The sequence below is a fragment of the Kitasatospora sp. NPDC127121 genome (genome assembly GCF_042677305.1).
Classification (GTDB): domain Bacteria; phylum Actinomycetota; class Actinomycetes; order Streptomycetales; family Streptomycetaceae; genus Kitasatospora.
Window position 1 is genome coordinate 1 of the sequence record NZ_JBHXTQ010000080.1, and the last position, 22,579, is coordinate 22,579.

The 22,579-nt window shown below is 76.2% G+C and carries 15 protein-coding genes; 1 reads left to right on the forward strand and 14 read right to left on the reverse strand.

The features are described from left to right. Positions 1 to 56: 56 nt before the first annotated feature. From ACFVHI_RS30120 to ACFVHI_RS30180, 13 genes are all read right to left on the reverse strand, one after another. Entirely contained in the window at positions 57 to 779 is a 723-nt protein-coding gene (locus ACFVHI_RS30120) for a polysaccharide deacetylase family protein (protein WP_380344721.1), read from the reverse strand. 217 nt (positions 780 to 996) lie between these two features. After that, positions 997 to 1,590, reverse strand: coding sequence for a DUF1772 domain-containing protein (locus ACFVHI_RS30125; RefSeq protein WP_063350756.1), 594 nt, complete (start codon positions 1,588 to 1,590; stop codon positions 997 to 999). A 181-nt stretch (positions 1,591 to 1,771) separates the two neighbouring features. Continuing rightward, complete coding sequence (locus ACFVHI_RS30130) at positions 1,772 to 2,695, reverse strand: NmrA family transcriptional regulator (RefSeq protein ID WP_380344724.1); 924 nt, start codon at positions 2,693 to 2,695, stop codon at positions 1,772 to 1,774. Positions 2,696 to 3,049: 354 nt separating this feature from the next. Continuing rightward, positions 3,050 to 3,937 carry a hypothetical protein gene (locus ACFVHI_RS30135; protein ID WP_063350755.1) on the reverse strand — a complete coding sequence of 296 codons (888 nt, stop codon included), beginning with the start codon at positions 3,935 to 3,937 and terminating at the stop codon, positions 3,050 to 3,052. Positions 3,938 to 4,058: 121 nt separating this feature from the next. Continuing rightward, on the reverse strand, positions 4,059 to 6,944 hold the full coding sequence (locus ACFVHI_RS30140) for a condensation domain-containing protein (RefSeq protein ID WP_380344727.1): 2,886 nt from the start codon (positions 6,942 to 6,944) through the stop codon (positions 4,059 to 4,061). Beyond that, positions 6,941 to 8,758 (reverse strand): amino acid adenylation domain-containing protein, encoded by a 1,818-nt coding sequence (locus ACFVHI_RS30145; RefSeq protein ID WP_380344730.1) that lies wholly within the window; start codon positions 8,756 to 8,758, stop codon positions 6,941 to 6,943. Before ACFVHI_RS30145 ends, ACFVHI_RS30140 begins: the two co-directional genes overlap by 4 nt. Before the next feature lie 74 nt (positions 8,759 to 8,832). Continuing rightward, positions 8,833 to 10,626: an AMP-binding protein gene (locus tag ACFVHI_RS30150; protein WP_380344733.1), complete on the reverse strand. Its 1,794-nt coding sequence runs from the start codon at positions 10,624 to 10,626 to the stop codon at positions 8,833 to 8,835. A 58-nt stretch (positions 10,627 to 10,684) separates the two neighbouring features. Beyond that, entirely contained in the window at positions 10,685 to 11,860 is a 1,176-nt protein-coding gene (locus ACFVHI_RS30155) for an acyl-CoA dehydrogenase family protein (RefSeq protein ID WP_063350751.1), read from the reverse strand. Beyond that, positions 11,857 to 14,967 (reverse strand): non-ribosomal peptide synthetase, encoded by a 3,111-nt coding sequence (locus ACFVHI_RS30160; protein WP_063350750.1) that lies wholly within the window; start codon positions 14,965 to 14,967, stop codon positions 11,857 to 11,859. The genes ACFVHI_RS30155 and ACFVHI_RS30160 overlap by 4 nt, the downstream gene beginning before the upstream one ends. A gap of 301 nt (positions 14,968 to 15,268) precedes the next feature. Continuing rightward, a complete protein-coding gene (locus tag ACFVHI_RS30165) occupies positions 15,269 to 16,543 on the reverse strand; it encodes a non-ribosomal peptide synthetase (RefSeq protein ID WP_380344737.1) in 1,275 nt (424 codons plus the stop codon). Between the two features lie 74 nt (positions 16,544 to 16,617). Beyond that, positions 16,618 to 17,910 (reverse strand): MFS transporter, encoded by a 1,293-nt coding sequence (locus ACFVHI_RS30170; RefSeq protein WP_380344740.1) that lies wholly within the window; start codon positions 17,908 to 17,910, stop codon positions 16,618 to 16,620. Between the two features lie 389 nt (positions 17,911 to 18,299). Further along, positions 18,300 to 19,388, reverse strand: a complete 1,089-nt coding sequence (locus tag ACFVHI_RS30175) for a PP2C family protein-serine/threonine phosphatase (protein WP_063350747.1) — start codon at positions 19,386 to 19,388, stop codon at positions 18,300 to 18,302. Between the two features lie 230 nt (positions 19,389 to 19,618). Beyond that, the gene (locus tag ACFVHI_RS30180; protein WP_380344743.1) at positions 19,619 to 20,272 is read right to left on the reverse strand and encodes a maleylpyruvate isomerase family mycothiol-dependent enzyme; all 654 of its coding nucleotides are present in this window, start codon (positions 20,270 to 20,272) and stop codon (positions 19,619 to 19,621) included. Positions 20,273 to 20,343: 71 nt separating this feature from the next. Here ACFVHI_RS30180 and ACFVHI_RS30185 point away from each other — a divergent pair, with 71 nt between their 5' ends. Then, positions 20,344 to 21,306 carry a LysR family transcriptional regulator gene (locus ACFVHI_RS30185; RefSeq protein WP_380344746.1) on the forward strand — a complete coding sequence of 321 codons (963 nt, stop codon included), beginning with the start codon at positions 20,344 to 20,346 and terminating at the stop codon, positions 21,304 to 21,306. Positions 21,307 to 21,393: 87 nt separating this feature from the next. On the opposite strand, the gene ACFVHI_RS30190 is transcribed toward ACFVHI_RS30185, so the two are convergent. Continuing rightward, positions 21,394 to 22,539, reverse strand: coding sequence for an erythromycin esterase family protein (locus tag ACFVHI_RS30190; RefSeq protein WP_380344749.1), 1,146 nt, complete (start codon positions 22,537 to 22,539; stop codon positions 21,394 to 21,396). Positions 22,540 to 22,579 lie beyond the last annotated feature (40 nt).

Genomic DNA, 22,579 nt, shown 5'->3' on the forward strand with positions numbered 1-22,579 from the left:
CCCACGACGCGCGCGGGAGTTCGAAGGCGTATCCGGGGGCTCCGGCGGGTCCCGCCCTAGCCGCAGAGGGTCCCGAAGGTGTACCCGCGCGCCTTGAGGGTGGAGAGGATCGTCGGAAGTGCGGCGGCCGTCTGGCTGCGGTCTCCGCCGCCGTCGTGCAGCAGGATCACCGAGCCCGGGCGGACGTTCTTCAGCACCCGGGACTGGATGGCCGCCGTTCCCGGCCGGGACCAGTCGGTCGGGTCCACCGACCACAGCACGACCTGCTTGCCGAGCGCCGCCGCGCGCGAGCGCACCGCGCCGTTGACCGCACCGTAGGGCGGGCGCAGGCAGCTCGGAGTGCGGCCGGTCTGGGCGCGGATCGCCTTGTCCGTGTTCGCCACCTGGGCGTTGACGGCGGAGGCCGAGAGCCGGCGCAGGTCAGGGTGCGACCAGGAGTGGTTCTGCACGCTGTGGCCCGCCCGGGCGACCTGCCCGGTGAGCGCCGGGTGGGCGGCGACGTTCTGCCCGATCTCGAAGAACGTCGCGCGCACACCGTAGCGGGCGAGGATCCCGAGGATCCTCGGCGTGTAGGTGGGGCTGGGGCCGTCGTCGAAGGTGAGGTAGACGACCTTCCCGCCCTGGTCGGCCTTGGCGCCCTGGTAGGCCTTGGCGCCCGCCGCCTCGGCGGGTGCGGCCGGCACCGCGACCGCCGCTCCCGCCACCAGGGCGACGGCGAGTGCGCCGATCGCGGTCCGAATCCGCCCAACCGCCCTGCGCCTGCCGGAATGTACGGCCATGCCTGCCCCCTGCCCCTGGTGCCGGAACCGCCCTGTACCGACCAGTCTGCGCCGAAGGGCGCCGCCGCCGCGACCGGCCGGGGGTGAATTCGGCCAGCTGCTCGGCGGGTTGACCAGCGGCGAGCGGCGGGAACTGGCCGGGCACGGCACCGGGCACGGCGACCGCCCCCGGTGGGGATCCACCAGGGGCGGCAACCCCGTTGCGGGGCCGGGCCGTTCAGCGCGAGGCGCGGCCGTGCAGGACCAGCGCCCGGGTCAGGGCCGCCAGGCCCCCCGTGCAGAGCAGCGTGCGGAGCATGTTGGTGGCCACCCAGGTGCCCTCGAACTTGGCGCGCACGCCCGCGAAGTCGGTGATCTGGGACGGGTCGCCGGCCTGCGCCAGCTGGTTGTTGAGCGGGATGTTGACGCCCATGGTGACCATCAGGGCCACCACGTAGAGCACCGTCGCCCCGGCGGCCCACAGCGCCGCCTGCCGTCGCCCGGCCTTGTGCTGGAGCCAGGCCGCCACGCCCGTCGCCACGAAGGCGCCGACGAAGACCAGGCCGAACATCCCGTTCTCGATCGACTTGTTGATGTGCTGCATCGCCGTCACGTACGTCCGGTCGTCGCCCGCCGCGAGGCCCGGCATCACGGACACGTCGAAGGCGAAGAACAGGCCCGCCATCAGGCCCATCGCGATGGTGGCGCCCGCCAGGACGGGCCCGGCGGCCTTGCTCCGTGCGGCGGGGGCCGCCGAGGCGCCCGGCGCGAGGCCGCCGAAGGAGGATGGAGCGGAGTAGGAAGCTGGAGTCGCGGTCTGGTTCGAGCGCATCGGTAATCCTTCGATTTCTCCCCGGCCCCCGCCCAGCGCGGGGGCCACCACGGTGCCCGGGCACCGGCTTCCGTACCGCTCCCGGGTTCGACCCGGATGGACGGTCAGGAGGCCGGCGAGGCCCGGCACCGACGATCAACGGAACTGACTGGCCTGCGAGTTGTGCGGCACGGTGGGCGGCTCACACGTCCCAGACCCCGGACGCGGCGGCCTCGCGGGCGAACTCGGCGAAGTCCCGCGGCTCACGACCCAACGCCCGCCGCACCCCGTCCCCCAACGAGGCGTTACGACCGTCCAGGATCACCGAGAACAGCTCCGCGAAGTCCCCCGGCAGCCCCGCCTCCTCCAACACCCCCCGGTACGCCGCCTCCGACACCGCCTCGAACCGCACCTCACGACCCGTCGCCCGCGACAACTCCACCGCCACCTCCGCGAACGACAGCAACCGCGGCCCCGTCAACTCGTACACCTCCCCCGCATGCCCCGCCTGCGTCAACGCCGCCACCGCCACCTCCGCGATGTCCTCCGCGTCCACGAACGGCTCCACCGCACCCCCCACCGGCAACGCCAACTCCCCCGCCAGCACCGGATCCAGGAAGAAACTCTCGCTGAAGTTCTGGTTGAACCACGCGCACCGCACCACCGTCCACGCGGCCCCCGACTCCATCACCGCCTTCTCCCCCGCCTCCGCCGCCTCCTCACCACGCCCCGACAGCAGCACCAGACGCCCCACACCACGCCGCGCCGCCAGCCGCGCGAACGCCCCCACCGCCTCCACCGCCCCGGGAAACGCCAGATCCGGGTAGTACGTCAGATACGCCGCACTCACCCCCTCCAGCGCCGCCTCCCACGTCCCCTCGTCATGCCAGTCGAACGCCACCGCCCCCGACCGCGACCCCACCCGCACCCCGTACCCCAACCCCGCCAACCGCTCCGCCACCCGCCGACCGGTCTTACCCGTCCCACCCACCACCAGCACCACACCAGCACCGACCGGAAGATCCACAACACCCTTGGCAACCACAGCAGCCACCCCATTCGGAGAAGAAGTCGACGAAACCAGCGGACCCGGCCGGTTCTGCGAACCCTGCGCGTCCGTCCTCATGTCCACCAGTCAAATCCACTCCGGGCCGGCGAACCATAGCCTCCACACTCACATCCATGCGCGAGCGTCTACCGTCCCCCGGCGTGCCCCGAACCGGGTCCTGTCCGGCCGGACAGGACCTGGGGCGGGTCTGCTTCGCCATCCACCAGAACACACCCAACCCGCCACGAACCACCCTCCTTGAGGCGGCCTCCAGTGGATCTCCAGCGCCCGCACAGCGCCCCCACACCCCGGCCCGGGCCGCCGCAAACGGAAGGGCGCGCGTCGGGTGGGGGCAGGAGACGGACCCGGAGTCCAGGCCGGACGCGCCACCCGGGTGGGGGGGTGGTCGGCACCGGGTGGGCCGGCGGCGGCTCAGGGCAGCAGCAGGCCCGGGACGAGGACCAGGCCGACCAGGCCCGCGACCAGGGTCGGCAGGCCGGTGACGCCCATCCACACCAGGTGGCCGGCGAGCCCGCCCGGCGTGTCCGCCGACAGGCGGCCGGGCACCACCAGGACCGTGCGGGGCCGCGTCACGTCCTGCACGTCGGCGGCGCTGCACTCGTGCCGCTGCGCCGTGCCGAGCTGGTCGGTCACCCGGTAGGTGTACCGGAGCGTGCGCCGGGTGCTGCGGGAGTGGCCGCGGACGTCGTGCACCCGGTACTCCCCGAGGTAGGAGCCGGTGAACTCCGCCGGGCGGAGCTCGCCCAGTGCCTGCTGCTGGCGCCAGTAGCGGAGCTGCCAGGGCAGGTTCGCCGCCCAGGCGGCGCTCACCCACCAGGCGGTGAAGCCGGCCCAGACGAACCCGGCCCGCACGGGGTGGCCGAGCAGGGCCAGGGCGACGGACTCGGTGAGGCAGCCGGCGAACAGGGCGAGGAGGCCGAGCTGCCAGCCGGCGGGCCGCAGCGGCCTGGGCCGCCGGAACGGTTCGACGCGGATCCGCGTCGGGTCGGCCGGAGCCTCGGCGAGCCGTTTCAGCCGTTGCGCGTTGATGGCGTCGGCGAACGCCTGGGCCTTGGCGTCGGTCGTGCCCAGGCGGAACTCGGAGCGCTCGCCGCGCCCCGGCGGGTCGACCTCGACGCACAGGTCCCAGAGCACGCCCCGGCCGGGGACGGCGTGCACCCGGTGGATCCGGCCGTAGGGGATGTGGAAGGCCTCCGGTTCCTCCTGCCACACCAGCGCGGATCCGGTCATCCGCACCGAGCGCCGGCCGAACCAGGTGCGGAGTTCCCTCGGCGGTGCGAGTACTGCCTGCCCGGCCATCGCTGTTCTCGTGCTCCCCCGTGACGTGATCTCGGCCGCGTGATCATATAGCCGCGGCGGCCCCCCGAACGGCCGCGGCGGCCGGCCTCGGGCCGGCCGCCGCGACGCGGAGCGGTGCAGGTCAGCCGACCATCGCCGCCAGAACGGTGCGCCAGTCCTCGCCCGGCTCGGGGCTCAGCGGGGCGGCGAGGGTCTCCGCGCGGTAGTGCCAGGGGCGGCGGAGTTCGGGATCGGCGTCGGGGCGCAGGTCCAGCGGGCTGCCGGAGTCGAGCAGGCGCACGAGCTCACCGGTGAAGTCCGCCCAGGAGACGTGCCCGTTGACGGCGTTGACGATCCGGCCGGCCGCCGGGTTGCCGTCGGCGACGCAGGCGGCGAGCGCGCGGGCCAGGGCGGCGGAGTGCACCCAGGCGGCGCCGTACCAGGTGGAGCGGTCGCCGGGGGCGGGGGCGGGCAGGGCGATCGGGCGGCCGGCCAGGGCGGCCTGGTAGAGGTCGCCGGTGGAGCCCCAGCGGAGCTGGTCGCGCAGGCGCTGGTGCGGGCCCCAGACGATCGGGGCGCGGACCACGGTGGCCGGGCCCCGGCCGGTGGCGGCCGCCTCGAACAGGACGCGCTCGCAGTCCAGCTTGGCCTGCCCGTAGGGACTGACCGGTTCGCCGGTCGGGCCGCCTTCGGGGACGTCGGTGCCGGACGGGCGGCCGTAGGCGTCGATGCTGCTGACGAAGACGAACGGGCCGCCGCGCCAGCCCTCGACCAGGGCGCGCATCGCGGCGAGGTCGACGGCGTGCTCGGTGAAGGTGCAGGCGGCGTGGATGACGGCGTCGACGCCCTCGACCGCGCGGCGCAGGCTGTCGAGGTCGGCGAGGTCGCCCTCGGCCAGTTCGGCGCCGTGCAGGGCGGGCAGGTGGGCGGACTCGGGCCGGACCAGGGCCCGGACCGGGCGGCCCTGGGCCATCAGTTCCTGGAGGACGGCCGCGCCGACTCCGCCGGTGGCGCCGGTGAGCAGCACGGTGCCCGCGCGGGTGCGGGTGCCCGGGCGGGAGCCGGTGCGGGCGGGGGCGGCGCGGCGCTCGTCCTCGCGGGTGGCGAGCAGGGCGGCGAGGGCGCGCGGGGTGCGCTGTTCCAGCACGTCCAGGCCGGTGAGCGGCAGGCCGGTGCGGGTGCGCAGGCGTTCGGCGAGCTGGACGGCGACCAGGGAGTGGCCGCCGAGGGCGAAGAAGTCGCCGTCGGCGGGCGGGGTGGTGCCGAGCAGTTCGCCGAAGGCCGTCCGGACGGTGTCGAGCGGGCCGGACCGCTCGGGGGCGGTCGGGGCCGCGCCGGGCAGCCGGCCGCGGTCCGGGGTCCCGTCGGCGTGCCGGGGCAGCCGGTCCAGCAGGGTGACGGCGGCCGGCAGGTGGGCGGGGTCGACGTGGCGGCGCAGGGCGGCGCGCAGTTCGACGCCGGTCGGGGCGACCGGGCCGCGCACCACGGCGTAGGCGAGCGGCGGGCCGTCGGCGGTCTCGACGACGGCCGCCTCGACCACCCGGGGGTCGGCCGACAGCGCGGCGAGGGCCGGGTGTTGGGCGGTGGCCAGGCGGGTGCCGGGGAGTGCGGACAGGGGCTGGTCGGGGTCGGTGGCGACGGCGGCGAGCAGGTCCGCGAAGGCGGTGAGCAGGTGCTCGGCGGTGCTCTCGTCGAGGGCGTCCCGGTCGTGCTGGACCAGGCAGCGCGGCTGCGGGCCGTCCTCGACCAGCAGGGCGAGGCCGAACTTGGCCAGGCCCAGGTCGAGTTCGACGTCCTCGGCGGTGAGGCCGGGCAGTGTGAGCGGCTCGGCGGGGTGGACGAGGTCGCAGCTGACGGAGAGCAGCGGGGTGCCGTCGGCGCCGCGGGCCGCCGCGCCGAGCCGCTCGACGATCAGGTCGAACGGGATCTCGTGGTGCTGCTGCGCGTCGAGCAGCGCGGTCCGGGCCCGTCCGAGCACCTCGGTGAAGGTGGGATCGCCGGCCAGGTCGGCGCGCACCGCGAGGGTGTTGACGCCGAGGCCGACGGTGCGGCGCAGTTCGGGCCGCAGGCGCTGGCCGCTGGCGCAGCCGAGGGTGAGGTCGGCCTGGTCGGCGGCGGTGCGCAGGGTGGCGAAGGCGGCGGCCAGGACGACGGCGAACAGGGTGGCGCCGTGCCGGGCGCCGAGCCGGCGCAGGCCCTCGACGGTGGCGGGGGCGAGCGGGGCGGTGTGCAGGGTGGCCCGGCGCTCGCGCGCCCCGGGCGGGGTGGGCCGCAGCAGCGGCAGCGGGCGGGCGCCGGCCAGGTGTCGGGCGCGGGCGTCGGCGGCGCTGGTGAGTTCGGCGTCGCGGGTGCGCTCCTCACGGGCGTACTCGGCGTACGACGGTCCGGGCGGCGGGAGTTGGGGCGCCACGCCGTCGCGGGCGGCGACGTAGAGGGCGGCCAGGTCGGCGGCGAGGACGGGCAGCGAGCCGCCGTCGACGGCGATGTGGTGGATGTTCAGGAGCAGGGTGTGGTCCTGCGGGTCGTGTCGCAGCAGCAGGGCGCGCAGGACCGGGCCGGTGGCGAGGTCGAAGGGGCGGGCGGCCTCGGCGGCGAGCAGGGCGGGGGCGTTGTTCCCGGCGCCGTTCTCCCAGGTGGCGTCCACCGTGCGCAGCGGCACCGGGGTGACCGGGTCGGTCTGCTGGTGCGGCTGGTCGCCCTGGCGGCCGTAGCGGGTGCGCAGGACGGCGTGGCGCTCGGTGAGGCCGGTGAGGGCGGTGGCGAGGGCGGCGGGGTCGAGCGGTCCGCGCAGGCGGGTGGCGAGCGGGACGTTGTAGAGGGCGCCGCCCTGGCCGAGGTGGTCCATCAGCCACATCCGCTGCTGGGCGTGCGAGAGCGGGGCGGGGCCGGCCGGGCCGTCGCCCTGGCCGGCCGGCACGCTCTGCGGGGCCGCCGGGCGCCCGCCCGCGGCGGGGCGGTTGCGGCGGGCGCGGCGCAGCAGGTCGGCCTGGTCGGCGGTCTGGTCGACGGCCGGGTGCTCGGCGGTCATCGGGTGGCTCCTTGCGGGGTGTCGTCGTGCGCGGCGCGCAGGGCTCGTTCGAGCAGGTCGGCCTGGCCGGCGACGGTGGGGTGGCCGAGGAAGTCGGCGAGCGAGAGCTCGACGCCGAGGTCCTCGCGGAGGTCGTCGACGACCCACATGGCGAGCAGCGAGTGGCCGCCCTCGGCGAGGAAGTCGGCGGCCGGGTCGGTGATCGGGCGTTCCAGGGCGCGGGTCCAGGCGGTGGCGACGGCCTGCTGGATCGGGGTGAGGGCGGCGGCGGTGCCCGGTCCGTCGGCGGCCGTCTCGTCGGCGGCGGCGAGGGCGCGGCGGTCGATCTTGCCGGTGCCGGTCAGCGGCAGGGCGGCGAGTACGGTCCAGGCGGTGGGCACCAGGTGGGCGGGCAGCCGGTCGGCGAGCCGGGCGCGGAGGGTTTCGACGGCCGGTCGGCTGCCGTCGGCGAGGACCAGGCAGGCGGTGAGCGCGGCGTCGGTGTGGCCGGGCCGGCGGACCACGACGGCCGCCTCGGCGACCTCGGGGAACTGCAGCAGCGCGTGCTCGACCTCGCCGGGTTCGATCCGGAAGCCGCGGACCTTCACCTGGTCGTCGGTGCGGCCGTGGAACTCCAGTGCGCCGTCGGGGCGTTGGCGGACGAGGTCGCCGCTGCGGTAGGCGCGGCCGGTGCCGGGCAGGTCGCGGAAGCGCTCGGCGGTCAGCTCCGGCCGGTCCAGGTAGCCCTGGGCGAGCCGGCCGCCGGCGATCCACAGTTCGCCGACGGTGCCGGGCGCCACCGGCGCGAGCTCCTGGTCGAGGACGAGGGCGCGGGCGCCGCCGAAGGGCCGGCCGATCGGGACCGGGCCGGTGGTGCAGTCGGCCGGGGTGATCCGGTGCAGGGTGGTGAAGGTGGTGGCCTCGGTCGGCCCGTAGACGTTGAAGAGTTCGAGCCAGGGGAAGGCGCGCAGCACCGCCCCGGCGTACTCGGGCGACAGGGCTTCGCCGCCGACGGCCAGGGTGCGCAGCACGCCGAAGATCCGGGACTGCCGGGCGGCCAGGTGGTGGAACAGGGCGGTGGTGATGAACACGGTGGTGACGCCGAACCGCTCGATGTCGCGGACGAGCTCCTCGGCGGTGGGCCGGTCGGAGGGCGAGACGGCGACGGCGGCGCCGTGGGCCAGCGGGGCCCACAGTTCGAAGGTGGAGGCGTCGAAGCTGATCGTGGAGTGGAACAGGACCCGGTCGCGGGGGCCGAGCGTGAACGCGTCCTGGGCGGTGACCAGGTCGGCGACGGCGCTGTGCGGGACGATGACGCCCTTGGGCCGGCCGGTGGAGCCCGAGGTGTAGAAGAGCAGGGCGGGCGCGGCCGGCTCGGCGGCGCAGGGGGCGGCCGCACCGGCGGCGTCGGGGCCGTGCCCGGCCGGGGCGGCGGGCTCGGCCAGGACGAGCGTCGAGGTCAGCGCGAGGGTCTGCTCCTCGGCGAGTCCGGCCTCGGCGAGCAGCGTCTTGTCGCCGAGGACGAGCCGGACTCCGGCGTCCCCGGTCATCTCGGCGATGCGCTGACGCGGGTAGGCCGGGTCGAGCGGGACGACGTGGGCGCCGGTCCGCCAGATCGCGAGCTGGGCGACGACCAGGCGGGTGGAACGGGCGCAGAGCAGGCCGACGGCGCTGCCGGGGCCGATCCCCCGGGCGGCCAGGGTCGCGGCCAGCCGGGCGGAGGAGTCGAGGAGTTGACGGTACGTCAGAACGGTGGAGCCGTCGGTCACGGCGAGGGCGTCGGGGCGCTCCTGGGCGTGCCGGGCGATCAGGTCCGGGAGGGTCGCGGTGGGCATGATGGTTCCCTTCCGGGCGCCCCGGCCGCGAACGGCCGGGGCGCCCTGCGCAGGTCGTACGGGCGGGCGGGCGGTCAGACGGCGGCGGCGGCGGTCGGCTGCCGCTCCACCACCAGCCGGGCGACGGCCCGCAGGTCGGGCTGGCGCAGCACCAGGGGCGCGCGCAGCCGCACCCCGCACTCCTCCTCCAGGGCCTCCAGCAGCCGTGCGGCGGCGAGCGAGTTGCCGCCCGAGGCGAGGAAGTTGTCGCCGGGCCCGAGGTCGGCGCGGCCGAGCAGGTCGCGGCACAGGCGCAGCACGGTGCGCTCGGTGGGCGTGGCGCCCTCCTCCGCCGCGACCGGCTCGTCCGCGGCCGGGGCGAGCAGCAGGGCGGCGCGGTCGACCTTGCCGTTGGCATCCAGCGGGAAGGTGTCGACCAGACGGACGGCCGACGGGACGGCCTGCTCGGGCAGCCACGGCCGGACCGCCGCCAGCAGTTCGTCGGCGCCGGCCGCCGAGGGCCCCTCGACGGTCTGGACGAAGGCGAGCAGCCGGACGCCTCCGGTCGGCGCCGGGGCCGCGGCCACCACGGCCCGGCGCACCCGCGGGTCGCGCTCGAACGCGGCCTCGACCTCGGCGGGTTCGACCCGGACGCCGCTGACCTTGACCTGGTCGTCGAGCCGGCCGTGGAACTCCAGCACGCCGTCGGCGCCCATCACGACCCGGTCGCCGCTGCGGTAGACCCGGTCGATGCCGTCCACGCCGGGCGGCACGCCGACGAAGCGCCGGGCGGTCAGCTCGGGGTCGAGGTAGCCGGCGGCCAGGCCCCGGCCGCCGATGCGCAGTTCGCCGGCCTGGCCGCGCGGCACCGGCCGGCCGTCCTCGTCGGTGACCAGGACGACCGCGCCCGGGACGGGCAGCCCGATCGGGGGTGCGCCGGCGCCGTGGTCGAGGCCGGGCGCCATGGTGTGCACGGTGGTGGTGACGGTGGCCTCGGCGGGGCCGTAGGCGTTGTGGACGGCCGCGGTGACGTCCGGGCCGGGGGCGCGGCGCAGCCGGTCGCCGCCGATGGTGAGGTGGCGCAGCGCCAGCCCGTCCGGCCACGCGCGCGCCAGGATCGGCTCGGCGAGCGGGGTCGGCAGGATGCTGACGGTGACGCCGGCCTCGCGCCACCAGTCGGTGAGCGCGCCCGGGTCCCAGCGGACGGCCTCGGGGGCGAGGGTGAGCGCGGCGCCGGAGGTGAGGGTGGCCCACAGCTCCAGGACGTGCGGGTCGAAGGACACGCCGATCAGCAGGCTGTGCCGCTCGCCGGGGCCGAGGCCGGTCAGCTCGCGGTACCAGTGGAGCAGCGCGCCGAGGGCGGGCTCGCCGACGGCGACGGCCTTGGGGGTGCCGGTCGAGCCGGAGGTGAGCACCGCGTAGTGGGTGCCGGCGGGCACGTGGACCTGCTCGCCGGGGACGAACGCGGCGACCACGTCGGTGGTCGGGTCCAGGTCGAGCGCCAGCTGCTCGCCGCCCTGGGGCAGTCGGGCCGGGTCGCCGACCAGGCAGGCGGGCCGCAGCTGCTCGGCGACGGCCTGGAGCCGGCGCTCGCCGGGACGCGGGCCGAGCGGCAGGTGGACGGCGCCGAGCTTGGCGGTGGCGAGGGTGACGGCGGCCAGGGCGGCGGAGTGGCCGAGGCAGACGCCGACCAGGTCGCCGGGGCGGATCCGGTCGCGCAGCGCCGCGGCCACGGTGTCGGCGAGGCGGTCGAGTTCGGCGTAGCTGTAGGTGCGGGCGCCGTCGATCAGGGCGGGCGCGTCCGGGGTCCGGTGCACCCAGGTGGCGAACAGGTCGAGGACCGCGCCGTCCTGGTGCGGGCGGCCGTATTCGATGCTCAGGGTTTCCATCATCGTCTCCAGGTGGTTCAGGCCGTTGACAGGCTGTTGACAGAGCGTTGACGGTCTGTCAGTTCAGGCCCATGGAGCGGGCGATGATCACCTTCTGGACCTCGGAGGTCCCCTCGATGATCGTGGTCATCCGCACGTAGCGGTACAGGAACTCCAGCGGGTGGCCGCGCACCCAGCCGGTGGCGCCGTGCACCTGGAGCGAGCGGTCCACCGCGCGCACGGCGGTCTCGGAGGCGGTGAGCTTGGCGAGCGCCGCGTTCTCCGGCGCCTCGGTGCCGTCGTCGACCAGCCGGGCGCAGGCGAGGGTGAGCAGCTTGGAGCACTCCACCTCGGCCCGGGTGGCCACCAGGTGCTCCTGGATGTGCTGGTACTCGCCGATCACCTTGCCGAAGGCGCGCCGCTCGCGGGCGTACTCGACGCCCATGCGCAGCGCGTACTCGGCGATGCCGTTGCACATCGCGGCGACGACCAGGCGGCCCCGGGAGAGGCTGTCCATGGCGAGGGCGGTGGCCGCGCCGACGCCCTCCTCGCCGCCGATCACGGCGTCGGTGGAGACGGTGACCTGGTCGAGCAGCAGCTCGAACAGCGGTTCGCCGGACATGCCCTCGTAGCGCTGGCCGATCCGCAGGCCGGGCTGGTCGATCGGGAGGACGAAGGCGGTGGCGCCGGCGGTGGGCCCGGCCCCCTCGCCGAGGTCGGTGGCGGTGACGACGAGCACCAGGCCGGCCCGGTCGGCGTTGCTGACGAAGGTCTTGCGGCCGTTCAGCACCCAGCCGTCGGCGGTGCGCACGGCGGTGGTGGTGAGGCGGAACGCGTCGGAGCCGGCGTGCGGCTCGGTGAGGGCGAGGCAGCGGGTCTGCTCGCCGCGGACCAGCGGCACGAGGTGGCGCTCGATCTGCTCGGGGGTGCCGTGCCGCAGCAGCGGGCTGGGGCCGTCGGAGCCGGCCAGGGCGTACGGCGCGAGCGGGCAGCCGCTGCGCCCGGCGGCGTGGTGCAGCAGGACGACGGCGGTGAACGGCATGTCGGCGCCGCCGAGTTCCTCGGGGTAGTCGCCGGCGTAGAAGCCGAGCGCGGCGGAGCGCTTGCGGACGTAGGCGCGCAGTTCGGCGGGCACCTCGTCGGCGGTCTCGGGCAGTTCGGCGGCCAGCGGGACGAGCTCGCGGCGGACGAAGCTCTCGAAGGCGTCGACGAGTTCGCGGTGGGCGTCTTCGAGGACGGCGGAGGGGGCGCTCATGCGCGGTCTGCCTTTCCGGGGTGCTGGCCGGTGAGGGCGCTGGCCTGGTCGGCCAGGACGGCGTGGCGGAACAGGGTGCGCAGCGGCGGGCGGCTGCCGAGGTGCGGCTCCAGCCAGGCGGCGAGCTGGGCGGCGAGCAGCGAGTGGCCGCCGACCTCGAAGAAGTGGGACTCGGCGGTGAAGCGGTCGTGGCCGAGCACCTCGCGCCAGGCGGCGGCGATCAGTTCCTGGCCGGGGTCGGCGAAGGCGCTCTCGGCGGCCGGGGCGGCCTCCTGGGCGGGGGCCTCGTCGGCGAGCCGGGCGAGGGCGGCGCGGTCGGGCTTGCCGCCGGGCAGGGTCGGCATCGTCTCGACGGCCGTCCAGGTGGCGGGGACGAGCCCGCCGGGCAGCCGCTGGGCGAGCGCGGCGTGCAGGGCGGCCTGGTCGGGGCGGTCGGCGCCCTCCAGGAAGCCGATCAGGCGCGGGCCGGCCTGCGGGTCGGTGTGCAGCACCACCGCGCAGGAGCGGCCGCCGAGTTCGGCGGAGGCGGCGGCCTCGATCTCCTCCAGTTCGATCCGGTGGCCGCGGAGCTTGACCTGGTTGTCGGCGCGGCCGAGGAAGCACAGCCGGCCGCGCAGGTCGCGGTAGCCGCGGTCGCCGGTGCGGTAGACGCGCTCGCCGCCGAGGGCGGGCACGGTGACGAAGCGGGCCGCGGTCGGCTCCGGCAGGCCGAGGTAGCCGTCGGCCAGCAGGGCTCCGCTGACGGCGAGTTCGCCGACGCAGCCGGCCGGGAGCGGGCGCAGCGCCTCGTCCAGGACGTGCAGGCGCACGCCGTCCAGTTCGGCGCCGAGCGGGATCTCGCCGTCCTCGGCCACGTCGGCGGCGGTGACCTCGTACACGGTGGAGGTGACGGTGGCCTCGGTGACGCCGTAGGCGTTCAGCACGGTGGTGGCCTCGATCAGGCCGGTCAGCGCGCGGGCGGGCAGGCGCTCGCCGCCGAGGACGAGCAGCCGGGGCGCCCAGCGGCCGTCGCGCAGCGCCTCGCGCAGGTCCTCGCGGACGGCGAGCAGGTAGCTGGTCGGCAGGTTGGCGACGGTGACGCCGCGGGCGGCGAGCACGGCGACGAGCTCGGGCCCGGTGGGCACCTCGCGCTGCGGCACAACCAGGGCGGCGCCGGCGGCGAGCGCGGGCAGCACCTCCTCCAGCGCCACGTCGAAGGACGGGCGGGCGAACAGCAGCACCCGGTCGGCGGGGGTCAGTTCGTAGCGGGCGGCGATCGCGGCGACGTACCCGGCGAGCGCGTCGCGGCCGACCAGGACGGGCTTGGGCACGCCGGTGGAGCCGGAGGTGTGGATCAGGTAGGCGGCGCCCTCCACCACTGCGGCGGGCTCGGCCTTGGGGAAGGCCGGGCCGTCCAGCAGCGCGGGGGTGACGCCGTCGGCGGGCAGGGCGAGCGCGCTCTGCCGGGTGGCCAGCACCAGGGCCGGGGCCAGCCGGTCCAGCAGCAGGCCGAGCCGGGCGGCCGGGTCCTCGGCGGACAGCGGCGCGTACACGGCGCCGTACCGCAGGCAGGCGAGCAGGGCGACGACGCTGTCCACGCCGCGCGGCAGCACGGCGGCGACCGGCTGGCCGGGGGTGACGCCGGCGGCGCGCAGGCGTTCGGCCAGCTGGGTGACGCGGCGGTCGAGCTCGCCGTAGCTGAGGCGCTCGGTGCCGGCGATCATCGCGATCGCCGTGGGGTCGTGGGCGGCGGCCGGGTCGAGACCGGCCCGGGCGACGGCGGTGGCGGGTTCGGCGGCCGGGGCGGGGTCGAGCGCGGCCAGCGTGGCCTCGGGCCGGTCGAGGTAGCAGCGCAGCAGCTGGAGCAGGCGGTCGGCCAGCAGGGTGGCCTCGGCCTCGCCGAAGAGGTCGGCGTCGTAGTCCCAGACCAGGGTCATCCCGGCGCCGCCGTGCTTCTCGCCGACCACCCGGCGGTCGTCGGGCAGCAGCACCAGGTCGAGGTCGAAGCGGGTGGTGCCGGTGTTGAAGCCTTCGTACAGCGAGACTTCGAGACCGGGCGCCTGGACGTCCGGCAGCGCGGCGTCGTGCGCGCTGAACATCACGTTGAACAGCGGGTTGTCGGCGCCGCCGGTGTGCAGGCCGAGCCGGCGGGTCAGCTCCTGGACCGGCAGGTCCTGGTAGGGCAGCGCGCGCAGCAGGACGTCGGTCACCTCGTCGACGGCCTCGGTGCCGGGGGCGGACGGGTCCAGTCGCAGGTGCAGCGGCACGGTGTTCACGAACATGCCGACGGTGCCCTCGAAGCCCTCAGGGCGGTTGCCGACGGCGGTGCCGACGACGAGTTCGCGGTGCCCGGAGTGCCGGCGCAGCAGTTCGGCGAAGAGCGTGAGCAGGGTGCTGAACGGGGTGTGCCCGTCCTCCTTGCTGCGGGTGCGCAGCCGCTCGGCCAGGTCGGCGCCGATCGCCTGACGCATCTGGCCGCCGCGGTGGCGGCGCACCGCGGCGGGGTTGGCCAGCCCGGGCAGGGTGACCTCGCGCGGGGCGTCGGTCAGCTCCCGCAGCCAGAAGGCGAGCGCGCGCTCGCGGGCGTCCGGGTCGACGGCCGTACGGGCGTGCTGCTCGTACGAGGGCGCCTCGGGCAGCTGGTAGGGCTCGCCGAGGACGTGGGCGCGGTAGACGGTGAACAGGTCGCGCAGCAGGATCGCGAAGGAGTGGCCGTCGTGGACGAGGTGGTGCTCGACGTGGATCAGCCGGTGGTGGTCCGTGCCGAGGCGCACCAGGTGCCAGCGCAGCACCGGCGCCTGCTCGGTGTCCACCGGCTCCTCGGCCTCGGCGGCCAGCAGCTCGCGGAAGGCGGCGTCCGGGTCGGCCTCGGCGGCGAAGTCGCTGCGGCGCAGCGTCGGTTCGCAGTGCTCGGCGACCCGCTGGCCCGGCAGGCCCTCCGGGCGGGGGACCAGTTCCAGGCGCAGGCCCGGGTGGTGGGCGAGGACGGCGGCCAGTCCGGCGTGCAGCGCGTCCTCGTCGAGGGTGCCCCAGAGGTCGAGCACGGCGGTGAAGTTGTACGCACGACTGCCGGGCAGCATCTGCTCGTGCAGCCAGACGATCTCCTGCGAGGAGGAGAGCGCAAACATCGGTGACTCCCTTGTGTGGTGGGCGTGTTGGCCCTGCGGTGACGGGGCGGGCGTGGATGGCCCGGCCCTGGTTCCGGGCGCGCCGGGGTGGTGGCACGGCCCGGCGGTCGGTGTGGGGATTCGGTGGCGGCTTCGGTCCGGGGCGGGTCAGGCGTCCGGGGCGGGCGTCCTGATGCGGACGTCCGGTGCGGGTCCGGTACGGCTTCGGGTCGGGGCCGGGGCGGCTTCGGGTCGGGTCCGGATCAGGCGTCCGGATCAGGTGTCCGGATCAGGTGTCCGGCGCGGGGTCGGGCCGGGCGGGTCAGGCCGTCCGCAGGTGGCGGCGCAGCGTGGCGAGCAGGTCGTCGAAGGCGGCGGTGGCGGCGTCCTCGGGGAACCGTTCGCGGTCCCAGGCGAGGCGCACCAGCAGGTCGTCGCCGTGCGAGGCGGCGACCGCGAACGGCGCGGCGAGCGGCCGCCCGGCCAGGTGGATCTCCCGGCCGGGCACGCCGCCGAACACCAGCGGCGGGCGGCGGTGCAGGTCCTCCAGGGTGAGCATGCCGTCCAGGGCGCCCGTCCACGGGGCGCCGGCGGTGCGGGCGGCCCGGACCACCTCGTCGAACGGGGTGTCGGCGTGGTCGAGGTCGTCCCACCAGGCGTCGGCGAGGTCCTCCAGGGCGGTGGCCGCGCCGGGTACGGCGGGGTGCACCAGGGTGTTGAGGAAGCAGCCGAGCGCGGCGGGCGCGCCGGGCGGGCGGCCGCCCCACGGGTAGCCGAGGGCGAGCTGCCCGTCGGTCCGGTGCAGCCGGTGGGCGGCGGCCGCGGTGGCGTCCAGCAGTGCGGGGAAGAAGGCGGTGCGGGCGGCCCCCTCGGCGGCGGGCAGCCGGTGGCTGAGCATGCCGGTGGAGCCGGCCGCTCCCCCGCCCGTCCCGGTGACGCCGCCGAGCCGGCGGCCCCAGTGGGCCTGTGCGGCGGGTCCGCCGGCGGCGTCCTCGGCGGCCAGTTGCCGTTCGACGGCCTCCCGGTAGGCCGCCAGGGCGTCCTGGTCGGGGGCGGCGAGGGCCTCCTGGGCGTGGTCGTCCCGGGCGTAGGCGTCGGTGAGGTCGGCGGTCAGGATGCCGAGCGACTGCTCGTCGCAGGCCGCGTGGTCCACCGCGAGGGCGAGCAGTTCCTCCTCGCCGTCCGGCTCCCGGGCCACCAGCAGGCGCAGCGCGGGCCCGTCGGCGGGCCAGTCCAGCAGGGCCTCGCGCAGGGCGGACCCGGCGGTGCCGCCGGGCGGGACGGCGATCCGGGCGGCCTCGGCCGAGGGGGCGCCGACCCGCAGGACGGGCGTGCCGCGCACCGTCCCGAAGCCGCCGCACAGCGCCGGGTGCCGGGCGGCGGTGGTGGTGGCGGCGCGGGCCAGCCGGGGCAGGTCGAGGGTGCCGCCCGGGTAGGCGTGGAACAGCGGGACGACCTCGGGCCGGCCCTGCGGCGCGAGCCTGCGGGTGATCAGGAAGCGCCGCTGGGCGCCGGTGAGCGGGAGCAGGTCCGTCGGGGAGTCGGCGGCGGCGGAACGGTACCGGGCGAGGTAGGCGGCGGTGATGCTGGCGTGCACGGAACGGTCTCCGGTTTCCGGTCTCGGTTCGGTTCGGACGTCAGGCGGCGGGGCTCGTCGGGCGGCCGGGTGCGTCAGGCGGCGGGGCTCGCGACGGGCTCCTCCCCGGCCGTGGCGGCGGTTTCGGCCGGGAGGTCCCGCAGCCGGCGCAGCGGCGACAGCAGCAGCGGCACCGGGACCAGCAGGAAGCCCGCCGCGCACAGCCACAGCGCGGCGCGCGGTCCGGCCGCGTCGGCGACGGTGCCGCCGACGAGCGCGCCGATCGGCAGCGTGCCCCAGACCAGGAAGCGCATGGTGGCGTTCATCCGGCCGAGCAGCTCCGGCGGGCACAGGCTCTGCCGGAAGCTCACCTGGGCGACGTTGTAGGCCACCGCGCCGAACAGCACCACCGCCGAGGCGATCCCGAACAGCACCACGCCCGCACCCCGGCCGGACAGCGGCCACAGCAGCGCGAACGGCGCCGTCACCACGGTGGCGAGCCAGATCAGCCGGGCCTGGCCGAGCCACGCCGCCAGCCGCCCCGCGCACAGCGCCCCGGCCAGGCCGCCGACGGCGGAGGCCGACAGCAGCAGGCCGATGGCGCCCGGCGCCAGGTCGAGCACCCGCACCCAGAACACCGTCTGCACGGCCGCCAGCACGGCGGCGAACAGGTTGGACACGGCGGTCGCGGTGGCGATCGCCCGCAGCAGCGGGTGCCCGAGCACGAAGCGCACGCCCTCGGCGACCTCGGCGCGCAGCGACCGTCCGGTCGCCGGCTCCGGTTGGGGCTCCTCGACCCGGATCCGGGCGAGCAGCAGGGCGGAGGCGAGGTAGCCGACGGCGTCGGCCACGATGGCGAGCGACGCGCCGAGCAGCTGGACCAGGCCGCCGCCGAGCCCGGGCCCGACGATCTGCGCCGAGGAGCGGACCGTCTCGATCGCGCCGTTGCCCCCGACCAGTTGCTCGCGCGGCAGGACGGACGGCAGGAAGGACTGGTGGGCGACGTCGAAGAAGACCGTCGCCACCCCGGTGACCAGCGCCACCAGGTAGAGCTGGGCCATGGTCAGCACGCCGAGCGCGGCGGCCGGCGGGATCGACCCGACGGCGAGGCAGCGCACCACGTCGGCGCGGATCAGCACCGGAAGCTTGCGCATCCGGTCCAGCCAGGCGCCGGCCGGCAGGCCGACCAGCAGGAACGCGGCGGTCTCGGCGGCGGTCAGCAGGCCGACCTCGAAGGGTGTGGCATCGAGCACCACCACCGCCACCAACGGGAGCGCGACCAGGGTCACCTGACTGCCCGTCTGGGCCGTCGCGGCTCCGGTGAGCAGGAGTCGGAAGTCGCGGTGGCCGAGCAGTCGGTCGCGGCGGGGGCTTGGCGTCTCGTTCATCAGTGCGACTTTCGGTCACCACTTCGCTACTGGGCAAGCATCGCGTCCGTTTCCGGACGAACCACGGGTCGGCCCTATCGCGCCACTCCCACGACCTGCCCTTACGGCCCCCATACGGCCGAGCACGCTCCCGCCGGGACGTCCGCGCAGGCCGCCGACCAGGGACGGACCACTCGCGCGGCCACCCGGCACACCGCGGGCCCCGCACGTCCAATTCGCCGTCCGCTATGCGGGCATTCGCATTCCGGCCACCGGACGCCGTCACTCAACTTGGCTGGATCATGCGAAACACTGACTGTCCGTCACCTGATCGTGATATCGGCCGCGCCGCGGGAGGCCGTGGGAAGAAGCACCCGCGCCGCCGGACGGGCCGGGCCGGGCCCCGCCGCTCAGTCCGCCTCCCGGCAGGTCACCGCCAGCACCGCCATGTCGTCGTCCCGCGGCCCGCCCGTCCACCGCTCCACGTCCGCCACCAGCGCGTCGACGGCCTCCTGGGGGCCGTCGAACGGGCCGAGCGGGCCCAGGGCGAGCAGCGGATCGTAGAACTCCCCGGCCGCGTCCCGGGCCTCCGTCACCCCGTCGGTCACCAGCAGCAGCGTGCACCCCGGCGGGAACGGCCGGGTCTGCGGCACCGGCCGGGCCACGCCCAGCGAGCCCATCCCGAGCGGCAGCCCCGGGTCGGCGGCGTCCAGCCGGCGCACCGCGTCCGGGCCGCCCAGCAGGTACGGCCCCGGGTGCCCGCAGTCGAGCGTGCGCACGACGTCCTCACCCGGCGGGAACTCGACCAGCAGTGCCGTGATGAACCCCTCCAGCCGCACCTCCTCGGCCAGCAGCGCGCTCTCCCGGGCGAGCGCCCGCTCCAACCCGTCGGCCAGCGCCGCGAGGTCCGGCGCGCGGTGGGCGTCCTCCCGGAACGCGCCGAGCAGCACCGACACCGCGCCGACCGCCTGCAGCCCCTTGCCCCGGACGTCCGCGATCAGCACCCGTACGCCGTACGGGGTCGCCTGCAGCGCGTACGCGTCGCCGCCGATCAGTGCCTCGGTCTGCGCCGCCCGGTAGCAGGCGGCGACCGACAGCCGGCCCACCCGCGCGGGCGGCTCGGGCAGCACCGCCCGCTGGGCGGCCTCGGCCACCGACCGCACCTGCGCCAGCCGCTCCCCGTGCCGGGCGACGACGCGGTTGACCCAGACGCCGAGCAGCGCGGCGAAGGCCGTGTTCACCAGCTCCAGGTAGCCGTCCTGGGTGCCGATCGAGCCGTCCCGCACGGCCAGCACGAGGATGCCGGTCACATTGGCGACGCCCACCGCGAGGGTGTCCCGCAAGGTCAGCAGCGCGCCGGTCAGGACGGCGGCGGCCGCCAGGAGCGGGTCGCCCCAGTAGTCGGTGGGATCCAGGGAGTTCCAGACGAGCCCGCCGACGATCAGCAACCACGGCGCGAACCGCACGTACGGCGGCCACTGCTCGGACCTCGGGGCCATCGGAGACCTTGCTTCCCGTCTCACCGCCTATCCGGAATATGCGATTCCGATCCTAGCCACCCCTGCTCACCCCCGCGCGCCCCCGGCTGCGCCGCGGGGAGCGAAGCGCGCGGCGGCGCCTCGCGGGGTCGGGAGTCGGGGTCGGGGGCCGTGGGCCAGCCTGGTGACCTGCTTCGGTACCTGCACGGCGCTCTCGCCGACGGCCGGACACCCGAGAGCGGCCGCGCCCGCTACCCGTCCAGGGTGAACCGCCCCGCACCCGGGCCGGTGACCAGGCCGGGCGGCAGGCGGCGCCCGTAGGCGAGCAGCAGGAGGTGTTCGGCCCGGCCCTCCACCACGGCCGGGCCCTCGCCGTACGCCCAGCCTGTGTCCGTGGCCCGCAGGTGGACGCCGTCGAGTCGGGCGCCGAAGAAGCGCAGGCTGCGGCGGGAGACGGTGGCGAGCAGGGCGGTGACCCGAGGCAGCGGGAGGCGCGAGGGCAGGCCGAGCGCGGTCGTGATGTCGAGGCCGTGGACGACGTCGTGGCCGAGGGCGGCGATCCGGCCGCCGACCGGGGGGCGCCAGGGGTGTTCGGCGTGGTCGGCGAGGGCGGCGGCGAGTTGGCGGTCGGTGAGGGCGGCGGCGTCGCGGCGGGCCACCCGGTCGGTCATCCGGTGGAGGGAGCCGCCGGCCCGCATGAGGTCCGCAAGGTTGCGGGCCGTGGAGTAGCGAAAGCCGGTGCTCATATGGGCGGCGACCTCGCGGACGCGCCAACCGGCGCACAGCGACGGGGAGTTCCACTGGTCCCGGGTGAAGGTGGTGAACACCTCGGCGAGTTCCCGGCGTTCGGCCGCGATCTGTTCGCGGACCCAGTCGACGCCCTGGTCGTGCTGCACGGTTTCCATGCCTCCAGCCTGCGGCCGGGGCCCTCCGTACGTCCAAGACCGGGGAGTTCTTCCACCTATCATCAGAAGTTATGGAACTCCGGCAGCTCCAGTACTTCGTCACCGTGGCCCAGCAGGGCAGTTTCACCCGCGCCGCCGAGCTGCTGCACCTCACCCAGCCCGGGGTGAGCGCCCAGATCCGGCAGCTGGAGAAGGAGTTGGGCCACCGGCTGCTGGACCGCAGCGGGCGCGGCGTCCGGCTCACCCCGGTCGGCGAGGCGGTGCTCCCGCACGCGCGGGCGGCGCTCGCCTCCGCCGCGGCGGCGCGGCAGACGGCGCAGGACTTCGGCGGGCTGCGGCGCGGGCACGTCCGGCTCGGGCTGGTCTCCGGGGCAGCCCTGGGCCCTGTCCCGCCGGCCGGGGCGGACGACCTCCCCGGACTCGCCACCACGCTCGCCGCGTTCCGCCGCGACCACCCGGGCATCGACCTCTCGCTGGCCGAGGACGGTACCGCGCGGATGCTCGGCGCGCTGCGCGAGGGGCACTTGGACCTCGCCGTGATCGGCCTGCCCACCGCCGCCAGCGGACGGGACGACGACGACGGCTGGCGGACGCTGGCCGGGCTCGCCCTGCACACCGTGCTGGAAGCCCCGCTGGTCGCCGCCTTCACCGGGCACCACCCGCTGGCCGGCGGACCGGACGGCCCCCTGCCGGTCGCCGCGCTGGCCGGGCACGCCCTGGTGAGCACCCCGCGCGGCACCGGCCTGCGGACGGCGCTGGAGCAGGCCCTGGCCGCGGCCGGGGCGCGCCCCACGGTCGCGGTCGAGGCGGCCGCCCCGCCGCAGCTGGCCGAACTCGCCGCGCACGGGCTGGGCGTGGCCGTGCTGCCGGATCCGCCGCCCGCCGCCGGGCTGCGGATCCGGCCGCTCACCGACCCCGTACCGCTGGTGCGGATCGCGCTGGCCTGGCCGACCGGCCGCCCCATCGCGCCGCCCACGGCCGCGCTCCTGGGCCACTTGCGGACGTCCTATCCGGGCCCGGGGGCCCGTACCTGACGCTACCGGGGGTCCGCCCTCCGCAGGCCGCCGTGTCAGCGCGACGGCGGTGGTGACGTCACGTCAGAGCGTGGCGGCGGTGCCCCGTCAGGACGCGGCGGCGGCGGTGCCGTCGCCGATGTGCAGGATCGCGTCGGCCCCGTCGAGGACAGCCCGGTCGAGCGGGAAGTAGCCCTGCTCAGGCGTGGTGTCGGTGCGCGTCCGGCCGCCGGCGGCCGCACCGGGCTCGACCAGTCCCCAGGTGGCGGCCCCGCGCTGGAGCGCGCCCTCGCGGGTGTCCGGCTCGGGCTCCTGGAGCCCGACGGCCGCGCTGCGCCCCAGGCTGCCGGGGACGAAGGTGTACGGCTCGTCCAGGGAGTCCAGGATGGCGCCGGCGCCGCTCCAGGCCAGGTCCAGGTCCGCCAACCGCATGGTGCTCGGCTGCCGTTGCAGGTGGAGGTTGTGGGCGAAGACGAGGGTTCCCCCTCGGCGGGCCTCGCCGCTGCGGATGTCGAGGAGGTTCTGGGCCATGAGCACGTCCCGGGTGCCGAGGAGGCCGGACAGCCGGGCGCCCGGCTCCAGGTGCTCGGCCGACTGCCGGTGGTAGCGGAGCAGGCCGAGGCCGGCGGTGAGATGCGTCCTGGCCCTGCGCCACTCGGCGCGCGAGGTCGCCGCGACCAGTTCCGGGGCCCGCGCGTACAGCAGGGTGAGCAGGTCGTCGGCGATCGTCCGCAGCTTCTCCGCCTCGGCGGAGGCGCCGGGCGACATCTCCGGGTCCAGGACCGCCTCGGGGCGGCTCCAGCGCTGGTCGTCGCCGACCAGGCCGGCGAGGTCGAGGTCGAGCCCGAGGTAGTCGCGGGCGTGTTCGAGGTAGCGCCGCGGGCTGGGTGCGCTGGTGTTCTCCGTCTGCGCGTCGAAGCCGTGGAAGGCCAGACGGTCTGCCGGCGGCCGGCTCCGGTTGTACTCGCGCATCCAGGCGACCAGCCGCCGGTTGCCGTCCAGCTCTCCGAAGCCGTGGGAGAAGCCCTCGCCCATCACCGAGTCGAGGGTGCCCACCCCCTCCTGGACGAAGTCGTTCACGGCGAGCGCGGCCACCCGGTCGGTTTCGAGGGCGATCGACCGGAATCCCCGGTCGACCAGCTGGGCGAACAGCTCGTTGCGGATCCGCGCGAAGGCCGGTTCCCGGTGGGTGGGTTCACCGAGCGCCAGCAGTGCGCACGACGAAGGGACGAGGTCTCGCAAGTCCTGACTCATGGTCCTCAAGCGTATCCTTGAAAGAACGGTTGAGACTTTT

Bases quoted from the DNA above. Each gene is read 5' to 3' on its own strand.
- ACFVHI_RS30180 (WP_380344743.1), bottom strand. From the start codon at position 20,272: ATGGAAACCGTGCAGCACGACCAGGGCGTCGACTGGGTCCGCGAACAG.
- ACFVHI_RS30140 (WP_380344727.1), bottom strand. From the start codon at position 6,944: ATGACCGCCGAGCACCCGGCCGTCGACCAGACCGCCGACCAGGCCGAC.
- ACFVHI_RS30145 (WP_380344730.1), bottom strand. From the start codon at position 8,758: ATGCCCACCGCGACCCTCCCGGACCTGATCGCCCGGCACGCCCAGGAG.
- ACFVHI_RS30125 (WP_063350756.1), bottom strand. From the start codon at position 1,590: ATGCGCTCGAACCAGACCGCGACTCCAGCTTCCTACTCCGCTCCATCC.
- ACFVHI_RS30185 (WP_380344746.1), top strand. From the start codon at position 20,344: ATGGAACTCCGGCAGCTCCAGTACTTCGTCACCGTGGCCCAGCAGGGC.
- ACFVHI_RS30190 (WP_380344749.1), bottom strand. From the start codon at position 22,539: ATGAGTCAGGACTTGCGAGACCTCGTCCCTTCGTCGTGCGCACTGCTG.
- ACFVHI_RS30155 (WP_063350751.1), bottom strand. From the start codon at position 11,860: ATGAGCGCCCCCTCCGCCGTCCTCGAAGACGCCCACCGCGAACTCGTC.
- ACFVHI_RS30175 (WP_063350747.1), bottom strand. From the start codon at position 19,388: ATGGCCCCGAGGTCCGAGCAGTGGCCGCCGTACGTGCGGTTCGCGCCG.
- ACFVHI_RS30120 (WP_380344721.1), bottom strand. From the start codon at position 779: ATGGCCGTACATTCCGGCAGGCGCAGGGCGGTTGGGCGGATTCGGACC.
- ACFVHI_RS30150 (WP_380344733.1), bottom strand. From the start codon at position 10,626: ATGGAAACCCTGAGCATCGAATACGGCCGCCCGCACCAGGACGGCGCG.
- ACFVHI_RS30130 (WP_380344724.1), bottom strand. From the start codon at position 2,695: ATGAGGACGGACGCGCAGGGTTCGCAGAACCGGCCGGGTCCGCTGGTT.
- ACFVHI_RS30135 (WP_063350755.1), bottom strand. From the start codon at position 3,937: ATGGCCGGGCAGGCAGTACTCGCACCGCCGAGGGAACTCCGCACCTGG.
- ACFVHI_RS30170 (WP_380344740.1), bottom strand. From the start codon at position 17,910: ATGAACGAGACGCCAAGCCCCCGCCGCGACCGACTGCTCGGCCACCGC.
- ACFVHI_RS30160 (WP_063350750.1), bottom strand. From the start codon at position 14,967: ATGTTTGCGCTCTCCTCCTCGCAGGAGATCGTCTGGCTGCACGAGCAG.